At 69.4% G+C, this 15,694-nt stretch carries 13 protein-coding genes; 5 read left to right on the top strand and 8 right to left on the bottom strand.

Annotated features, from left to right (window positions below):
• Positions 1-23 precede the first annotated feature (23 nt).
• The 6 genes from VK92_RS22620 to VK92_RS22595 are packed head-to-tail and all read right to left on the bottom strand — an operon-like array spanning position 24 to position 6,241.
• Entirely contained in the window at positions 24-1,217 is a 1,194-nt protein-coding gene (locus VK92_RS22620; RefSeq protein ID WP_048021913.1) for a c-type cytochrome, read from the bottom strand.
• A gap of 50 nt (positions 1,218-1,267) precedes the next feature.
• A complete protein-coding gene (locus VK92_RS22615) occupies positions 1,268-2,095 on the bottom strand; it encodes an ABC transporter ATP-binding protein (protein WP_048021915.1) in 828 nt (275 codons plus the stop codon).
• Positions 2,089-3,195, bottom strand: a complete 1,107-nt coding sequence (locus tag VK92_RS22610) for an ABC transporter permease (protein WP_048021950.1) — start codon at positions 3,193-3,195, stop codon at positions 2,089-2,091. Before VK92_RS22610 ends, VK92_RS22615 begins: the two co-directional genes overlap by 7 nt.
• 4 nt (positions 3,196-3,199) lie before the next feature.
• Entirely contained in the window at positions 3,200-4,261 is a 1,062-nt protein-coding gene (locus tag VK92_RS22605; RefSeq protein WP_048021917.1) for an ABC transporter substrate-binding protein, read from the bottom strand.
• Positions 4,262-4,293: 32 nt separating this feature from the next.
• Positions 4,294-5,133, bottom strand: a complete 840-nt coding sequence (locus VK92_RS22600; RefSeq protein WP_021163692.1) for a class II aldolase/adducin family protein — start codon at positions 5,131-5,133, stop codon at positions 4,294-4,296.
• Between the two features lie 22 nt (positions 5,134-5,155).
• The gene (locus VK92_RS22595; RefSeq protein ID WP_048021918.1) at positions 5,156-6,241 is read right to left on the bottom strand and encodes an LLM class flavin-dependent oxidoreductase; all 1,086 of its coding nucleotides are present in this window, start codon (positions 6,239-6,241) and stop codon (positions 5,156-5,158) included.
• 314 nt (positions 6,242-6,555) lie between these two features.
• Here VK92_RS22595 and VK92_RS22590 point away from each other — a divergent pair, with 314 nt between their 5' ends.
• Positions 6,556-7,914: an acyl-CoA dehydrogenase family protein gene (locus VK92_RS22590; RefSeq protein ID WP_048021920.1), complete on the top strand. Its 1,359-nt coding sequence runs from the start codon at positions 6,556-6,558 to the stop codon at positions 7,912-7,914.
• 61 nt (positions 7,915-7,975) lie between these two features.
• Here the strand turns inward: VK92_RS22590 and VK92_RS22585 are convergent, their stop codons facing one another.
• Positions 7,976-8,950: a LysR family transcriptional regulator gene (locus tag VK92_RS22585; protein WP_196491065.1), complete on the bottom strand. Its 975-nt coding sequence runs from the start codon at positions 8,948-8,950 to the stop codon at positions 7,976-7,978.
• Between the two features lie 17 nt (positions 8,951-8,967).
• Between VK92_RS22585 and VK92_RS22580 the strand changes: the two genes are divergently transcribed.
• Together VK92_RS22580 and VK92_RS22575 are read left to right on the top strand one after the other, a co-directional pair.
• Positions 8,968-9,534 carry a cysteine dioxygenase gene (locus tag VK92_RS22580; RefSeq protein WP_048021924.1) on the top strand — a complete coding sequence of 189 codons (567 nt, stop codon included), beginning with the start codon at positions 8,968-8,970 and terminating at the stop codon, positions 9,532-9,534.
• 105 nt (positions 9,535-9,639) lie between these two features.
• Positions 9,640-11,265 (top strand): rhodanese-related sulfurtransferase, encoded by a 1,626-nt coding sequence (locus VK92_RS22575; protein WP_048021927.1) that lies wholly within the window; start codon positions 9,640-9,642, stop codon positions 11,263-11,265.
• Between the two features lie 61 nt (positions 11,266-11,326).
• On the opposite strand, the gene VK92_RS22570 is transcribed toward VK92_RS22575, so the two are convergent.
• Positions 11,327-12,472, bottom strand: a complete 1,146-nt coding sequence (locus VK92_RS22570) for a glycerophosphodiester phosphodiesterase (RefSeq protein ID WP_048021929.1) — start codon at positions 12,470-12,472, stop codon at positions 11,327-11,329.
• 375 nt (positions 12,473-12,847) lie between these two features.
• Between VK92_RS22570 and VK92_RS22565 the strand changes: the two genes are divergently transcribed.
• Together VK92_RS22565 and VK92_RS22560 are read left to right on the top strand one after the other, a co-directional pair.
• Positions 12,848-13,912 carry a phytoene/squalene synthase family protein gene (locus VK92_RS22565; RefSeq protein WP_048021932.1) on the top strand — a complete coding sequence of 355 codons (1,065 nt, stop codon included), beginning with the start codon at positions 12,848-12,850 and terminating at the stop codon, positions 13,910-13,912.
• Positions 13,913-14,391: 479 nt separating this feature from the next.
• Positions 14,392-15,612 (top strand): porin, encoded by a 1,221-nt coding sequence (locus tag VK92_RS22560; protein WP_021159262.1) that lies wholly within the window; start codon positions 14,392-14,394, stop codon positions 15,610-15,612.
• Positions 15,613-15,694 lie beyond the last annotated feature (82 nt).

Here is a 15,694-nt window from a genome sequence, read left to right as displayed (position 1 = left end):
GAAAGAGAAAGTCAGGGATTCAATCAATGCGGGAGCCCGGCCTGTACGTCGCGCACGGGTTCCGTGTCGACGCGCAGCAGCAGCGCGGTCAGCGCGTCGCCGCTCGCGGCCGGTACCGCCGGTCGTGCCGTGGCGTCCGAGCGGCACAGCAGGTCGGCATCCGACCAGCCCGCGCTGCCCGGCAACGCGCGCGCCCGCAGCCAGCCGCGGCGATCGGCGAGGAGTTGCGTGCCGCCGAGCGCGGCGGGCGCCACGCCGGCGATCGTCGCGAAGGCGGGCCACGCATCGGGCGTCGACGCGACGCAATCGGCTCGCGCCGTGCCGGCCGCCTGCGCCACGGGCGTGCCGCTTGCCGTGACGAGCAAGGTTTGCCAGCGCGCGTCTTCCGGCGGGGGCGTCGCGCCCGGCGCGAGTGCGACGATGCGCACGCGCTGGCCTGCGCGCCAGCGATCGAGCGGTTGGGGCGCGGCGCTGCCGCAGCGGACGTCGAGCGCCGGCAGCGGTACGGGCACGGGCCACGCGCCTTCTGCCTGCGCGCCGCTGCCCGCGGCGAGCGCTTTCAGGTAGTCGAGCACGGCCCAGGTGTCGCGGGGCCCGAGCGTCGCGGCGAAGCCGGGCATCGTCGGCGCACCGTGTTCGTCGCGTGTCCCGTGGCGCACGCGCCAGAACAGTTCGCCGTCGAGGCGGCGGGCGAGCAGGGCGCCGGCGAAGGTCGGCGGCCAGTGCGGGAGCGTGGCCGCAAGCGGCCCTTCCCCGCGTCCGTCCATGCCGTGGCACGCCACGCAGTGTTGCGCATACAAGTGCGCGCCGCGCATCACGTTCGATACCGAAAACGGCGCGGGATCGCGCTGGAAACTCGTCGGCACGGCGGGCGAAAGCCACAGCGAAGCCGGCGGCCACGGCGCGAACCACGCAACGGCGAGCGCGGCCAGCACCGCAAGCGCCGACGCCGCACGCCGCTTGCGTAACGCGAGCGCGATGCACGCGAGCACGGCGGCCAGCGTCGTCGCCGCGACGGCGAATGCGAGTTGCCGCGTGAGCCCGGCGTCGATGCGCAGTGTTTCGAGCGCGATGCGACGGGCCCACGGCCACGCAGGCTGACCGTCGGCGTCGCCCGTCAGCCCGATCGCATGCAGCACGCGCGACAGCGCGACTTGCGCGCGATACAGTCCTTGCAGAAACAGCAGCGCCCAGTCGGAGAACGTCGATGCGTTCATCGGCTACGTTCCGGTCGCACGGCGGCCCATCGTCGAACGGTACCGCGCATCTACCAGCTCGCATCGAGCCCGAGATGCCGCAACGCGTCGTGACGCAGCTCGGCGAGGCGCGGGTCGCCGCGATGGCGCGGGTAGGGCAGGTCGACGCGCAATTCGGCGACGATCCGCGCGGGGCGCGGCCCGAACACGATCACGCGCTGCGCGAGGAACAGCGCTTCCTCGACATCGTGCGTGACGAGCAATGCAGAGAAACCGTCGCGTTGCCACAGCGCGGTGAGTTCGGCCTGCATCGTGAGCCGGGTGAGCGAATCGAGCTTGCCGAGCGGTTCGTCGAGAATCAGCAGGCGCGGATCGTTGACGAGCGCGCGTGCCAGTGCGACCCGCTGCGCCATCCCGCCGGACAGCTGATGCGGGAACACGTTCGAGAATTCCTGCAGGCCGACGCGCGCGAGCGCATCGTCGACGCGATGCTGCGACGCGCGTGCCACGCCGCGCGCCTCGAGGCCGAGCGCGACGTTCGCGCGCACTCGCCGCCACGGGTACAGCGTCGGGTCCTGGAACACGACGATGCGCGACGGATCGGGTTGCTCGATCGGCACGCCGTCCTGTGCGATTCCGCCTTGCCGTGCGGTGTCGAGGCCCGCGACGAGGCGCAGCAGCGTCGATTTCCCGCAGCCGCTCGGGCCGAGCAGCGCGACGAATTCGCCGGCCGCGACCGACAGCGTGACGTCGTCGAGTACGGGCAGCGGGCCGCCGGGGCCGTCGAACGCATGGCTCACGCGGCGGATGTCGATGCGTGCGCCGCGCGGCGCCGTGACGGCAGGCGACGCGGCGGGCGAAGCGGAAGCGGACGATTCGAGTACGGCGGCGCTCACCATTTGACGGTTCCTTTCTGCCACGCGAGCACACGGTCGCGCACCGCGAACAGCAGCGCGATCAGCCCGGAAAACAGCAGCGCCATCACGATCAGCGCCGCATACATGTTCACGTACGAGGCCCAGCCCTGCGCCCAGCTCAGGTACCAGCCGAGCCCGGACTTGACGCCCATCATCTCGGCGACGACCAGCACCGTGAACGACGCGCTCAGCCCCATGAAGATCCCGACGAACACGTGCGGCAACGCGGCCGGAATCGCGACGCGCAGCACGAGGAAGCGCGCGTTCGCGCCGAGCGTGCGCGCGACGTCGTAGTACTGCTTGTTGACGCTCGCGACGCCCGACCACGTCAGCACCGCGACCGGGAAGCCGGTGGCGAGCGCGATCAGGAACGCGGCGGCGGAATAGCTCGACGGGAAGAAGTAGAACGTGAGCGGCAACAGCGCGGTGGCCGGCACGGGGCCGAGCACGCGCAGCACCGGATGCACCCAGTAGCCGATCCGGCGCGACCAGCCGATCGACACGCCGACCGCGAAACCGACCGAGACGCCGTATGCAAAGCCGAGCGCGAGCAGCTTCAGCGTGTTGCCGGCGCTGCCGAGCAGGCGCGGCCAGTCGTCGACGTAGACCTCGATCAGTGCCTGCGGCGGCGCGAAGAACGGCGTCGGCAGCCAGCCGGTTTTCGCGGTGACGATTTCCCACGCGGCGAGCACGAGCGGCAGCGCGACGAGCCACGGGCCGGCCGGGCGCACGCGCGCGAGCCGCGTGCGCGTCGCGGCGACGAGATGGCCGAGCGTCGCGGCGGCGAGCAGCAACGCGGCGATCGTCCACGCGGCCGTGCCGAACGTGTCCGTGTACGCCCAGTCGCTGAAACCGACGATGCGGTTCGGCCACAGCTGCGTGACGGCGCCGAGCGCGGCCCAGGCGAGCGCGGCGGCGATGCCGGTCGGCCAGGTGCGCGCGCGGCGCGCTTCGGCCGCGAGCGTCGCTTCGCAGGCCGTGCAGGCCACGCGTGCGGAGGCAGCGGAAGCAGCGGAAGCGGGCGCACCGCCGGCCGGTGACGGTGCGGTGTGCGCGGTGGAGGCGTGTTCGATCGTCGACATCGCGTCACCCGAGCACGTTCGCATAGACCTGCTGCGCGAAGCGCTGCGGGTCGGTGCTCTTCTTCAGCACGCTGATGCGGCGGAAATCGTCCGCATAGAACGCGATTTCCTGCTGCAGGTCGACGTTGGTCGGGTGGTGCGTGTAGGTGAGCGTCGCGTACAGCTTGCGCAGGTCCTCGGGGCTGATCTTCGGCGAATATTTCGCGAACACCTTCGCGGCTTCGTTCGGGTTGTCGTGCGTGAACTCGGTGGCCTGCACGATCGAGCGTGCGAGTGCGGCGGCGGACGGCCGGTCGTTGCGCACGAGATCGCCGCGCGCGCCGATCACGCAGCACACCTTGCGTGCGTATTCGCCTGACAGGTTCGTGGCGAGTTCCGTGTACGCGCCGTTGCTGCGCTTTTCGAGGAGGTAGAGGTTCGGGTCGCCGTCGGCGATCGCGTGGATCTCGCCCTTGTCGACCGCGACGCCGAGCAGGTCGGCCGGATACTGCCGCCACGTGATGTCGCGCTCGGGATCGATCCCGTTCTTTGCGAGCAGGATCGAGAAGAAATGCTTGCCGGGCGCGGCCAGGTCGCTGACGCCGACCGTCTTGCCCTTCAGCGCCTGCAGCGTCGTGACGCCGGCCGCCTTCGAGCCGAGCAGCCGCACGCAGCCGCCGTGCGAGCTGCCGATGATCTTCACGTCGAAACCGGCTTCGAGCGGCTTCAGCCAGCGGTGGATCATCCCGACCGCCGCATCGGCCTTGCCGGTCGCGATCGATTCGAGCAACTGGTCGGTCGAGCCGCTGTAGTTGATCAGTTCGACCTTCAGGCCGTTCTTCTCGAAGAAGCCGCGCTCCTGTGCGACGACGATCGGCGTCAGGCAGAACGCGTTCTGGTTCCACGCGAACGTGAGCTTCTTCAGCGGCGGCGCAGACCAGGCCTTGCGGCCAAGCGTGATCGCGGGCGCGGCGAGCGCGGCGGCGCCGGCCGCGCGCAGCAGCTTGCGGCGTTTGTCGTCGTGCGTATCGTGCGTATCGTGCGTATGGCGCGCATTGGCGGGCGCGGGTGCGGCGGTTCGGGTCATGTGGTCTGGTCTCCGGTCGTGCGGGAAGGCGCTCAGTCGAGCAGGTCGGGTTCGTCGGCGACGACGCGCGCGAACAGGCTGTCGAACGCATGCAGCGCGCCCTCGGGGCCGCCGATCTGGCCGTGCGTGTGGCGCGCGGTGGCGTGATCGATCGGTTGCGGCGTGCCGGCCGCCTCGGCCAGCAACTGCGTGTGCGCGGCGTTGTCGAGCGCGATGTACCACCATGCGGCGGCCTCGACCGTCGGGCCGGCGGTCAGGATTCCGTGGTTCTTCAGGATCGCGCCCTTGTGCGTGGTGCCGTCCGGTTTCGCAAGCGCATCGGCGATCCGTGCGCCTTCGCTCGTGTCGACGACCATCCCCGTGAAGTCGTCGAACAGCGCGTGGTCTTCATAGAACACGCACGCGTCCTGCGTGAGCGGATCGAGCGGGCGGCCGAGCGTCGACCACGCCTTGCCGTACGTCGAATGCGTATGCGCGGCGGCGACGATGTGCGGATGCGCGTCGTGGATTGCCGCATGGATCGCGAACGCGGCCTTGTTCAGCGGGCGCGTGCCGATCGCGGTTTCGCCGCGCGCGTTGACGAGCAGCAGGTCGGACACCTTGATCTGCGAGAAATGCACGCCGAGCGGATTCACCCAGAAGTGGTCGGGCAGTTCGGGGTCGCGTGCGGTGATGTGGCCGGCGAGCCCCTGTGCGAAGCCGAAGCGAGCGAACAGGCGGAACGCGGCCGCGAGCCGCTCCTGACGGTGACGGCGCTCGGCGGCGACGTCGATGCGCGGCGCGGGCGGATCGAACCAGAAATGCTGGCGCGGCGACGCGGCGAGCGCGAGGCCCGACGCGGTGCGTTCGAGTGTGGACGGAACGGCGGACATCGTAAGGGTCTCCCGGGTTGCGTCAGGCCGCGCGGCGCGCCGCGTCGCGTGCGGCGACGGCGCTGCGCACGCGCGGAATCAGTTCGCGGCCGTAGTCGATCGCGTCTTCCAGCGGATCGAAGCCGCGGATCAGGAACGTCGTGACGCCGAGGTCGTAGTAGTCGAGCAGCGCATCGGCGACCTGTTCAGGCGTGCCGACCAGCGCCGTCGAATTCGAACGCGCGCCGGTGAGGCTGGCGATCTCGGTCCACAGCCGCTTGTCGACGCGCGAGCCGCGTTGGGCCGCGGCCAGCAGGCGGCGCGCGCCTTCGCTTTGCTGCGGGCCGCCGGCGCCGAGGCCGGCCGCTTCGCGCAGCCGGCGTGTTTCGTCGAGGATGCGATGCGCACGCGCCCACGCTTCGTCCTCGGTCGCGGCGAGGATCGGGCGGAACGACACCGAGAAACGCACCTGCCGGCCGTGCTTCGCGGCTTCGGCGCGCACCCGGGTCGTCAGGTCGCGCACCTGGTCGAGCGATTCGCCCCATAGCGCGTAGACGTCCGCATGCTTGCCGGCCACGGCGAGCGCGGCTTCCGATGCCCCGCCGAAATAGATCGGCACATGCGGCTGCTGGAACGGCTTCACTTCCGAGAACCCCTGTTTGAACCGGTAATGCGCGCCGTCGTGATCGAACGGCTGCGCTTCGGTCCAGATCCGCCGCAGGATGCCGAGGTACTCGTCGGTGCGCGCATAACGTGCGTCATGGTCGAGGAAATCGCCGTCGCGCTGCTGCTCGCTGTCCGAGCCGCCGGAGATGAAGTGCACGGCGAGCCGGCCGCGGCTGAACTGGTCGAGTGTCGCGATCTGCCGCGCGGCGAGCGTCGGCGCGGTGAAGCCCGGGCGATGCGCGAGCATGAAGTGGATGCGCTCGGTCGCGGCCGCCGCGAATGCGATCGTCAGCGTCGCCGACGGGCCGGTCGAGTGATGCGGCACGAGGATCCGGTCGAAGCCGGCCGTCTCGTGGGCGCGGGCAAAGTCGCGCACGTAGCCGGGATCGACCACGGGGCCGGCCGGCGGGTGGATTTCCGACTGCTTCTGGCTCTGGATCATGCCGATGAATTCGACGCTCATCTGGGTCTCCGGTGCGGGGATGTCCCGGCACGCGGCCGGGCAGGAATGGAGCGCAGGTTAACGCCGCGATCATGCGGAATGGAAATAATCAATCCCGATTTGAATATCAGATTTGCATGGTTTGGGCGCGTGTGCGCTACGCATACGCTGTGGGCTCACGAACGATCGGGCGCGCGGGCGCCGGCGAATCGGGGGGGTACGCGTTGCGGATCGCCCGGTTCATGGGATACCGCGCCGCGTGGCGATCGATTGCCGCGGTTGCCGATTTCCGTCGCGCTTGCCGCCTGTCCGTATTACCCAGGGAATCCGTTTCGATGTCCGCCAGCCTTGCCGCTTCCTCGCCGTCGCCGCAGCCGCCCGCGCTGCGCCTCCTGCCCACCGACGATGCCGACGACGCACGCGTCGCCGCGCTGCTCGAGCGCCTCGCGCCGGAACTTGCCGCCGACGCGGCGCGCAACGACGTCGATGGCCGCTTTCCGCACGAGAACTTCGCGCGGTTGCATCGCGCGGGGCTGATCGCGCAGGTCGTGCCGCGCGAGCATGGCGGTGCCGGTGCGACGCTCGCGCAGGCGAGCCGGATCGTTGCCGCCGTCGCGCGGGCCGATCCGGCCACCGCGCTGGTGCTGACGATGACCTATCTGCAACATCGCGCGCTCGGCCGGGCCGACAACCGCTGGCCCGCACCGGTGCGGCGCGCGGTGTTCGACAGCGCGGTCACGCACGGTGCGCTGATCAACGCGCTGCGGGTCGAACCCGCGCTCGGTTCGCCGTCGCGCGGCGGCCTGCCGGAAACCGTTGCCCGGCGCGACGGCGACGGCTGGCGGCTGTCCGGCCACAAGCTGTACAGCACCGGGATTCCGGCGCTGCGCTGGCTGGCCGTGTGGGCGCGCACCGACGAACCGGCGCCGCGGGTCGGCGTGTTTCTCGTGCCGCGCGACCGCGATGCGGATGGCGATCGCATCCGCGTGATCGAAAGCTGGAATCACCTCGGCCTGCGTGCGTCGGGCAGCCACGAGGTCGTGTTCGACGACGTCCGGCTGCCGGCCGATCACGCGGTCGACGTGCGCGCACCGGACGCATGGGCCGTGTCGGCCGCGACCCACGCGGATGCCGACGCGCAGGCCGACCAGCAGGCGTGGATGGTCGCGCTGCTCGGCAGCCTGTACGACGCGGTGGCGCGTGCGTCGCGCGACTGGGTGGTCGAATTCGCGACGACGCGTGCGCCGAGCGGGCTGGGCGCGCCGCTCGCGACGCTGCCGCGCGTGCAGGAAGCGGTCGGCGAAATCGAGGGCTGGCTGCACGCGAACCGCGTGCTGCTCGACGATCACATCGCGCGCACCGACGCTGGCAGTGCGCCGCCGGTCACGACGAGCGGGCTGGTCAAGCGCACCGTGACCGAGCACGCGATCCGTGCGGTCGAGCAGGCGCTGAAGCTGTCGGGCAATCACGGGCTGAGCCGCGCCAATCCGCTCGAACGCCACTATCGCGACGTGCTGTGCAGCCGCGTGCATACGCCGCAGGACGACGCGATCGCGGTGGCGGCGGGGCGTGTGGTGCTCGACGCGGCGAGCCGGGTCGAAGCGAAGGGCGAGACGAAGGGCGAAGCGAGCGGCGAGACGGAAACGGGCGAGGCGTCGGTCAACGGGACCGAGCGCGGCCGCAGCGATGCGTGAGCGGAGCAGGGCTGGCGCGAGCATCGACCGGGCGGCGCGATGCTGCCGCCGCCCGATAAGGTCACGCAGCCTGGTCGTGCGCCTGCTCGGGCAGCGCGAATGCCGCACGCGCATGCGCGGCGACGGCCGCGAGCGGCACGCCGAAGCGGGCCGCATCGTGCCGGCGCAGCAACCACAGATCGATGTGCGGCTTGAAATCGGCGAGCGGCACGATGTCGAGCGCGTCGCGCAGCGGGCTGCCTTCGACGAGCGGCAGCGGCATCAGCCCGATGCCGAAGCCGTTCGCGACGCTCTGCAGTTGCAGGTCGCGGCCGTAGGCGTCGAGCGTGACCGGCATCGGCAGGCCCTGCGCGTCGAGCGCGCGCCGCAGGCCCGCACGAAAGCCGCAACCGTCGGGATTGAGCACCCAGCCATGAGCGTGGCAATCGGCGAGCCGGTAGCTGCGGCGCGGCCAGTCACCCTTGCGGCCGACCGCGACGAGCCGCGTGGCCAGCAGCCGTTCGCCGTCGACCTGTGCCGGCAGCACCATCTCGCGGGCGAGGAACACGAGCGCCGCATCGAGTTCGCGGCGGGCGACGCGCTCGACGAGCATGCCGCCCCACGCGGTCGTGACCTGCGTCGCAAGCGCGGGCCACTGCGCGGCGAGTTCGGCGATCAGCGCGGGCAGCATCAGTTCGCCGAGGCCCTGCGTGAGCCCGATCCGGAACTCGCCGGCGGGCGGCTGCTCGCCGGCCGTCAGCTCGCGCAGCGCATCGACTTCGCGCAGGATCGCGCGACACTGCTCGAAGACCTGCCGGCCGATGTCGGTCGGGCGCGGCGGCTTCGTGTTGCGATCGAGCAGGGTCACGCCGAGCGCTTCCTCGAGATTCTGGACGCGCCGCGTGATCGCGGGCTGCGTCATCCCGAGCTCGGCCGCGGCCTGGCTCAGGGTCTGGCAGCGGACAACCGCTGCAAAAGCGTCGATATCGCTAATTTTCATGTTTGTTCTGCATGGTCTTTCAGGTGCATCATGACGATCCATCATATTCGGCATCATATTCGAGGAGCCAGCCGATGAGTACGCTTTCGTTGCATCAGACGCCGCTGCGTCCGTTCGTCGACGGTCTGGGCGCGCTGCTCGCGTCCGGCGCGGACGAGGCGCGCATCCTCGACGAGGGCGGTGCGCTGCTCGCCGCGCTCGTCGAACACGACGACTGGTTGCCCGACGCGTTCGCGCAGCCCGACCCCGCGCGCTATCGGCAATACCTGCTGCATCTCGACCCGGACGAGCGGTTCTCGGTCGTCAGCTTCGTGTGGGGCGCCGGCCAGACGACGCCGATCCACAACCACACGGTGTGGGGGCTGATCGGAATGCTGCGCGGCGGCGAATTCTCGCAGCCGTACCGGTTCGACGCGGCGGGCCGGCCGGTGCCGTCCGGCGAAGCCGTGCGGCTGGCGCCGGGCGAGATCGAGGCCGTGTCGCCGCGCATCGGCGACGTCCATCGCGTGACCAACGCGTTCGCCGACCAGGTATCGATCAGCATCCACGTGTACGGCGCGAATATCGGCAAGGTCGAGCGCGCGGTGTACCTGGACGACGGCACCGTGAAGCCCTTCGTGTCGGGCTATTCGAACGCCTGATGCAACGCCCGCCGATGCGGCCGGTTGCCCGCACACGCCGGCTGGCCCAAGATTGATCCGTTCCGCTTTCTTCACCGACTTCAACGCATTCAATACAGAGACATCGTGACGCACTCCGCCGATTCCACTTCCCGTTTTCCCGTCGCGTCGTACCAGGATGTGCGCGCGCGCCTGCTTGCCCGCGACGAGATCGCACTGATCGACGTACGCGAGGAAGACCCGTACGCGCAGGGCCACCCGCTGTGGGCCGCCAACTTTCCGCTGTCGAAACTCGAACTCGACGCGTGGACGCGGATTCCGCGCCGCGACACGCCGATCGTCGTATTCGGCGAAGCGGGCGGCGAGGATCTCGCGCCGCGCGCGGCCGAGAAGCTCGCGCAACTCGGCTACACCGACGTGCGGCTGCTCGACGGCGGCCTCGCGGGCTGGCTCGCGGCGGGCGGCGAACTGTTCATCGACGTGAACGTGCCGAGCAAGTCGTTCGGCGAATGGGTCGAGGCCGAGCGCCATACGCCGTCGCTGTCCGCGCAGGAGGTGCAGGCGCTGATCGATGCGAAGGCCGACGTCGTGATCGTCGACGCGCGCCGCTTCGACGAGTACCAGACGATGAACATCCCGACCTCGACGAGCGTACCCGGCGCGGAACTCGTGCTGCGCGTGCGCGCGCTTGCGCCGAACCCGGCGACGCAGGTCGTCGTCAACTGCGCGGGACGCACGCGCAGCATCATCGGCACGCAGTCGCTCGTCAACGCGGGGCTGCCGAATCCGGTCGCGGCGCTGCGCAACGGCACGATCGGCTGGACGCTCGCGGGCCAGACGCTCGAGCGGGGTGCCGCGCGGCGCTTTCCGGACGACATCGACGCGACGCAGCGCGACGAAGCGCGCCGCGCTGCGCGCGCGGTGGCCGAACGCGCGGGCGTGCCGCGCATCGCGCTCGCCGACGTCGCCGCGCTCGACGAACCGGGCCGCACGCTGTACCGCTTCGACGTGCGCACGCCGGAGGAATACGAAGCCGGCCATCTGCCGGGTTTCCTGAGCACGCCGGGCGGCCAGCTCGTGCAGGAGACCGACCATCATGCGGCCGTGCGCGGCGCGCGGATCGTGCTCGCCGACGACGACGGCGTGCGTGCCGACATGACCGCGTCGTGGCTCGCGCAGATGGGCTGGTACGTGCGTGTCGTCGAGCCGGCCGGCGCGGCCGCTTTCGGCGAGCGCGGCCAGCCGCCGCGCGACGTGCCGGCGACGCCGGCCGTGGCGGAGGTATCGCCCGCGACGCTCGCGGGCTGGCTGAAGGAGGCGGCGCCCGGCGAGCTGGCGATCGTCGACGTGACGGCCAGCGCGAACTACGTGAAGCGCCATATCCCGGGCGCGTGGTTCGCCGTGCGTGCGCAGCTGCGCGACGCGCTCGCGGCGATTCCGGCCGCGAAGCGTTATGTGTTCACGTGCGGGTCGAGCCTGCTCGCGCGTTTTGCGGCGGACGACGCGCGTGCGCTGCTGCCGGCTTCGGCCGAGATACGGGTGCTCACCGGCGGCACGGCCGCGTGGATCGACGCCGGGCTGCCGCTCGAAAGCGGCGAGACGCGACTGGCGTCACCGCGTGTCGACCGCTACCGGCGCCCGTACGAAGGCACCGACAACGCGGCGGCCGCGATGCAGGCGTATCTCGACTGGGAATACGGGCTGGTCGACCAGTTGAAGCGGGACGGCACGCACCACTTCAACGTGATCTGACCGATGCGATGCAACCGGGCGCAACGCGCGCGTCGCGCGCCGCGCCCGGTCGACGCGCGTGTCAGCGCTTGAACGTATCGACGGCCGTGCGGCCGACGGCAGGATCGTCGGTGAAGAAGCCGTCGATGCCCGCGCGCAGGTACGCCTGGATCTCGCGCACCGAGCCTGCCGTGTTGCGCGTGGCCGGCGTGCCGCCGTCCTTCAGCGACGCGGGCAGGAAGTTGTTCTCCGGGCGGAACGTGTACGGATGCACGACGAGGCCGGCCTCGTGCGCGTAGCGCACGTACTGCGTCGGCTGCTGCAGCGTGCCGTCCGCGGCGACCGCGATGATCGACGTCTTGTACGGGCCGACGCCGTTCGCATAGGTCGCGACCTCGCGCATGCCGTCGCGCGTCGACAGGTCGCCGTAGGTGCGCTTGTCGTTCGCCTTCACGAAGTCGTACGGGCGCTGGCCGGCTTCGTCCATCAGCTGCACGAGCTTCCAGTTCGGCTGGCTCGACTTGATCCGGTTGCGGATCGCCTTCAGGTTCGCGACCTCGAACGACTGGATGTAGACGGTCGCGGTGCGGGCCGTGTACGAATCCTTCAGCAGCGCATCGACGAGGCGGTCCTCGAGCGGCAGGCCGATCGACTGGAAGTAGGTCGGGTGCTTGGTTTCCGGATACAGGTGGATCGTGCGGCCGGTCTGTGCGGACATCTGCTTCGCGAGCGCGACGATTTCGTCGAACGTCGGAATCTCGAACTGGTCGTTGTACGCGGTGTTCGCGGGGCGGACCTGCGGAATGCGCTCGCGGGCGCGCAGCGTCTTCAGCTCGGCGAGCGTGAAATCCTCGGTGAACCAGCCGGTCAGCTGCGCGCCGTCGATCGTCTTGGTCGCCTTGCGGCTCGCGAACTGCGGCAGCGCGGACACGTTCGTCGTGCCCGAGATCTCGTTCTCGTGCCGCGCGACGAGCACGCCGTCGCGGGTCGACACGAGGTCGGGCTCGATCACGTCCGCGCCGTCTTCGATCGCCTTGCGGTACGACGCCAGCGTATGTTCGGGGCGCAGCGCGCTCGCGCCGCGATGGCCGACCACCTGGACCTTCGCGGAAATCGGCTGGGTGGGATCGGACGCGACGTCGTCGTCGCCGCCGCACGCGGCGAGCAGGAACGCGGCGGCACAGGCGAACGGGACGTAGCGCAGGGAGGTCGGGCGCTTGAAGAGCATGTCGATGAACCTTCGAAACGAGAGTCGGAAAGGGGCGGTCGCTCCGGCGGCGCGGCTGTCGTGCCGTGTCGCACGGAGTCGGATGGGACGCGATCGTCGCACCGAATAATTACATATGTATTACTTCGGCCTTTCCGTTTCCTGTTTTTGGGGCGCGATGTGCGCGGCGGGGCGGTTGACGGCGGCCCGACGGATGACGCATTCCGGCCTTCCCGGGCAGGCCGTGCGCCGGATGCACTAAACTTGCGGGAATTTTGCATCGCCGTGCCGGGCCGGACGCCCGCCTGGCGCGACGATGCGGCGACTCGCGGGCCGGCGCGGGCGCCCGGCGCCCGTGTGCGTCCGGGGCCCGCGCCGGCCGATTTTTCCCGACCCATGACGACTCGAACCGATTCCGCCTACCTGCTCGGCGACCTGCTGAAGAACGTTTCCCGCTCCTTCTACCTGACGCTGCGCGTGCTGCCCGACGGCATGCGCGACCCGGTCGGCCTCGCGTACCTGCTTGCGCGCGCGGCCGACACGATCGCCGATACGGCGCTCGTCGCGCCCGATCGCCGGGCGGCATTGCTGACCGAGCTGCGCGACGAGGTCGAGCAGCTCGGCGACGGCGTCGCGCTGTCGCGTGCGCTCGAGGACGTGACGCGGATGCAGACCGATTCGCACGAGCACGTGCTGCTCGGCTCGATGGAGCCGATGCTCGCGCTGCTGCGCGCGCAGCCGGACGCCGATCGCGCGTCGATCCGCAAGGTCGTCGCAACGCTGACGGCGGGGATGGTATTCGACCTGCGCACGTTCCCCGACGAGCAATCGGGGCAGGTCGCGTCGCTGCGAACGCGCGACGAACTCGACCGCTACACCTATCTCGTCGCCGGCTGCGTGGGCGAGTTCTGGACCGACATGACGGGCATGCACACGCCGGCCGCGCGCGGCTGGAACCTGCCGGACATGGTCGAGAAGGGCATCCGCTTCGGCAAGGCGCTGCAGATGACCAACATCCTGCGCGACTGCGCGAAGGACCTGCGCATCGGCCGCTGCTACCTGCCCGACGATGTGCTGGGCGCGCACGGGCTGAGCGTCGCCGACCTGATGTTGCCCGATGCGTCGGCGCGCGCGCGCGGCGTGCTGGTCGACCTGCTGCGCGTGACGCTGGACCAGTATCGCGACGCGTGCCTGTATACCGTTGCGATCCCGCGCCGCTTCGTTCGGCTGCGGCTGGCATGCCTGTGGCCGATCATGATCGGCCTCGAAACGCTCGAGCTGCTGGCCGGCCATGACGCATGGCTCGATCCGGCGAAGCCGGCCAAGGTGCCGAGAAAGCGCGTCTACCGGATCATGGCGTCGTCGCTCGCGCTGGTCGGCTCGAACAAGGCGATTCGCGCGCGCATGACCGCGCTTTCCGATGCCGTGAGCGCGCATCTCGTGCAGCCGGTCACCCGCTGACACCCACCGAACGATGCCGGCGCGACAGGTGCCGGCGTCGCCCCTCGGCCCGCGTTCGCCGGGCCGGTTCTCCCGCATCGTCTAAAAACGTTTTCATTATTTCGTTTCGCGAAACGTGGGTGTCATGAACGTCAGCGATCCTTCGCGGCGGCGTGAATCGTGGCGTCGGCCACGGTCGCGCATTTGTAAGATGTATTTCGCCGAAGGCATCTGACAACATCCGACGGTCGTGTTGCACCCGTAAAAATGTAAAGCTAGGGTTTTCACCGGGAAATGCCGGAAAGGCCCGCTGCGTAAGCGTTTTCAGGTGTTATGTAACTGCTTGGTGAACCCGTGCGTTGCGTCGATCATACGATGACCGACTGCACATGTTGGGAAATGATTGGTAATCCGTCAGAATCGCGTCGGCATGTACTCGCACATGTGTCAGTCATAAAACCACACCAGAAAAGAAATCATTCTTTGAGGACGGAGAATCAATGAAAAAGCGCGTCGCTTTCGCCATGACGGCAGCGGGCCTTGCAGCCGCTACCGCCGCCCACGCACAGAGCAGCGTGACCCTGTACGGTATCGTCGATAACGGTATCGCATACCAAAACAACTCGTCGGCAGTCGGCGCGACCACGGGTGGTCACTCGAAGGTGCAGATGTCCACCGGCGTGTGGGCAGGCAGCCGCTTCGGCCTGAAGGGCAGCGAAGATCTCGGCGGCGGCACGAAGGCGATTTTCCAGTTGGAAGCCGGCGTCAACACGGCTAACGGTTCGTCGCAATGGACCAACGGCATCTTCACGCGTCAGGCGTGGGTTGGCCTGACCAACAATACGTACGGTACGCTGACGGCCGGCCGCCAGTACACCGCGTACTACACGCTGCTGTCGCCGTACAGCCCGACGACCTGGCTGACCGGTTACTACGGCGCGCACCCGGGCGATATCGATTCGCTGGATACCAGCTACCGCGCGAACAACTCGCTCGTCTACATGTCGCCGAAGTTCTACGGCTTCACGGTCGGCGGTTCGTACTCGTTCGGCGGCGTCGCAGGCGCGACGAACCGCGGCTCGACGTGGAGCGCGGCGATCCAGTACCTGAACGGCCCGGCAGGCATCGCCGTCGGCTACCAGCGAGTCAACAACGCGACGCTCGGCGGCGGCGCGTGGGGCGCGAACTCGACGGTGCAGAACGGCCTGAACGCAGCCGGCACCAACGGTGTCGAGCCGGCAGTTTCGTCGATCAACAATGGCTACCAGTTCGCACAGTCGCAACAGCGCCTGGCCGTCACGGCTGGCTACCAGTTCTCGCCGGCGTGGGACATTTCGGCGTCGTACTCGAACGTTCAATACATTCCGGGCACGGGTTCGGGTTTCAAGAACACGGCGATCTTCAACACGGCTGGCGCCGTGCTGCACTGGAAGCCGGTCGCTCAGTGGGACTTCGCGGCAGGCTACTCGTACACGGCGGCAACGCAGTCGAATGGCATCACGAGCTCGGCCAAGTACCACCAGGTCACGGTGTCGCAGTACTACAGCCTGTCGAAGCGCACGGGCCTGTACGCAGTTGAGGCTTACCAGCACTCCAGCGGTAACACGCTGACCCCGACGGGCGGCATCATCGCCGCAACGACGTCGATCGGCGACGGCGTGGGCGCAGGTTCGAAGCAGAACCAGATCGGCGTCGGCGTCGGCATGATCCACCGCTTCTGATGTCGCGCGGCGCGCAAGCGCTGCTTGCGGCATGCGGTATGAAAACCGGCCTTCGGGCCTAATGCCGTTCAGTTAAGCAACT

The sequence above is a fragment of the Burkholderia sp. LK4 genome, assembly GCF_001043615.1.
Classification (GTDB): Bacteria; Pseudomonadota; Gammaproteobacteria; order Burkholderiales; family Burkholderiaceae; genus Burkholderia; species Burkholderia cepacia.
The sequence above is the reverse complement of the archived record's forward strand: the minus strand, read 5'-3'. Positions and strand labels throughout refer to the sequence as shown.

Coding starts and splice junctions, on each gene's coding strand:
- VK92_RS22595 (WP_048021918.1), bottom strand. CDS start 6,241: ATGAGCGTCGAATTCATCGGCATGATCCAGAGCCAGAAGCAGTCGGAA.
- VK92_RS22605 (WP_048021917.1), bottom strand. CDS start 4,261: ATGACCCGAACCGCCGCACCCGCGCCCGCCAATGCGCGCCATACGCAC.
- VK92_RS22570 (WP_048021929.1), bottom strand. CDS start 12,472: ATGCTCTTCAAGCGCCCGACCTCCCTGCGCTACGTCCCGTTCGCCTGT.
- VK92_RS22590 (WP_048021920.1), top strand. CDS start 6,556: ATGTCCGCCAGCCTTGCCGCTTCCTCGCCGTCGCCGCAGCCGCCCGCG.
- VK92_RS22580 (WP_048021924.1), top strand. CDS start 8,968: ATGAGTACGCTTTCGTTGCATCAGACGCCGCTGCGTCCGTTCGTCGAC.
- VK92_RS22620 (WP_048021913.1), bottom strand. CDS start 1,217: ATGAACGCATCGACGTTCTCCGACTGGGCGCTGCTGTTTCTGCAAGGA.
- VK92_RS22615 (WP_048021915.1), bottom strand. CDS start 2,095: ATGGTGAGCGCCGCCGTACTCGAATCGTCCGCTTCCGCTTCGCCCGCC.
- VK92_RS22610 (WP_048021950.1), bottom strand. CDS start 3,195: ATGTCGACGATCGAACACGCCTCCACCGCGCACACCGCACCGTCACCG.
- VK92_RS22565 (WP_048021932.1), top strand. CDS start 12,848: ATGACGACTCGAACCGATTCCGCCTACCTGCTCGGCGACCTGCTGAAG.
- VK92_RS22600 (WP_021163692.1), bottom strand. CDS start 5,133: ATGTCCGCCGTTCCGTCCACACTCGAACGCACCGCGTCGGGCCTCGCG.
- VK92_RS22585 (WP_196491065.1), bottom strand. CDS start 8,950: ATGATGCCGAATATGATGGATCGTCATGATGCACCTGAAAGACCATGC.
- VK92_RS22560 (WP_021159262.1), top strand. CDS start 14,392: ATGAAAAAGCGCGTCGCTTTCGCCATGACGGCAGCGGGCCTTGCAGCC.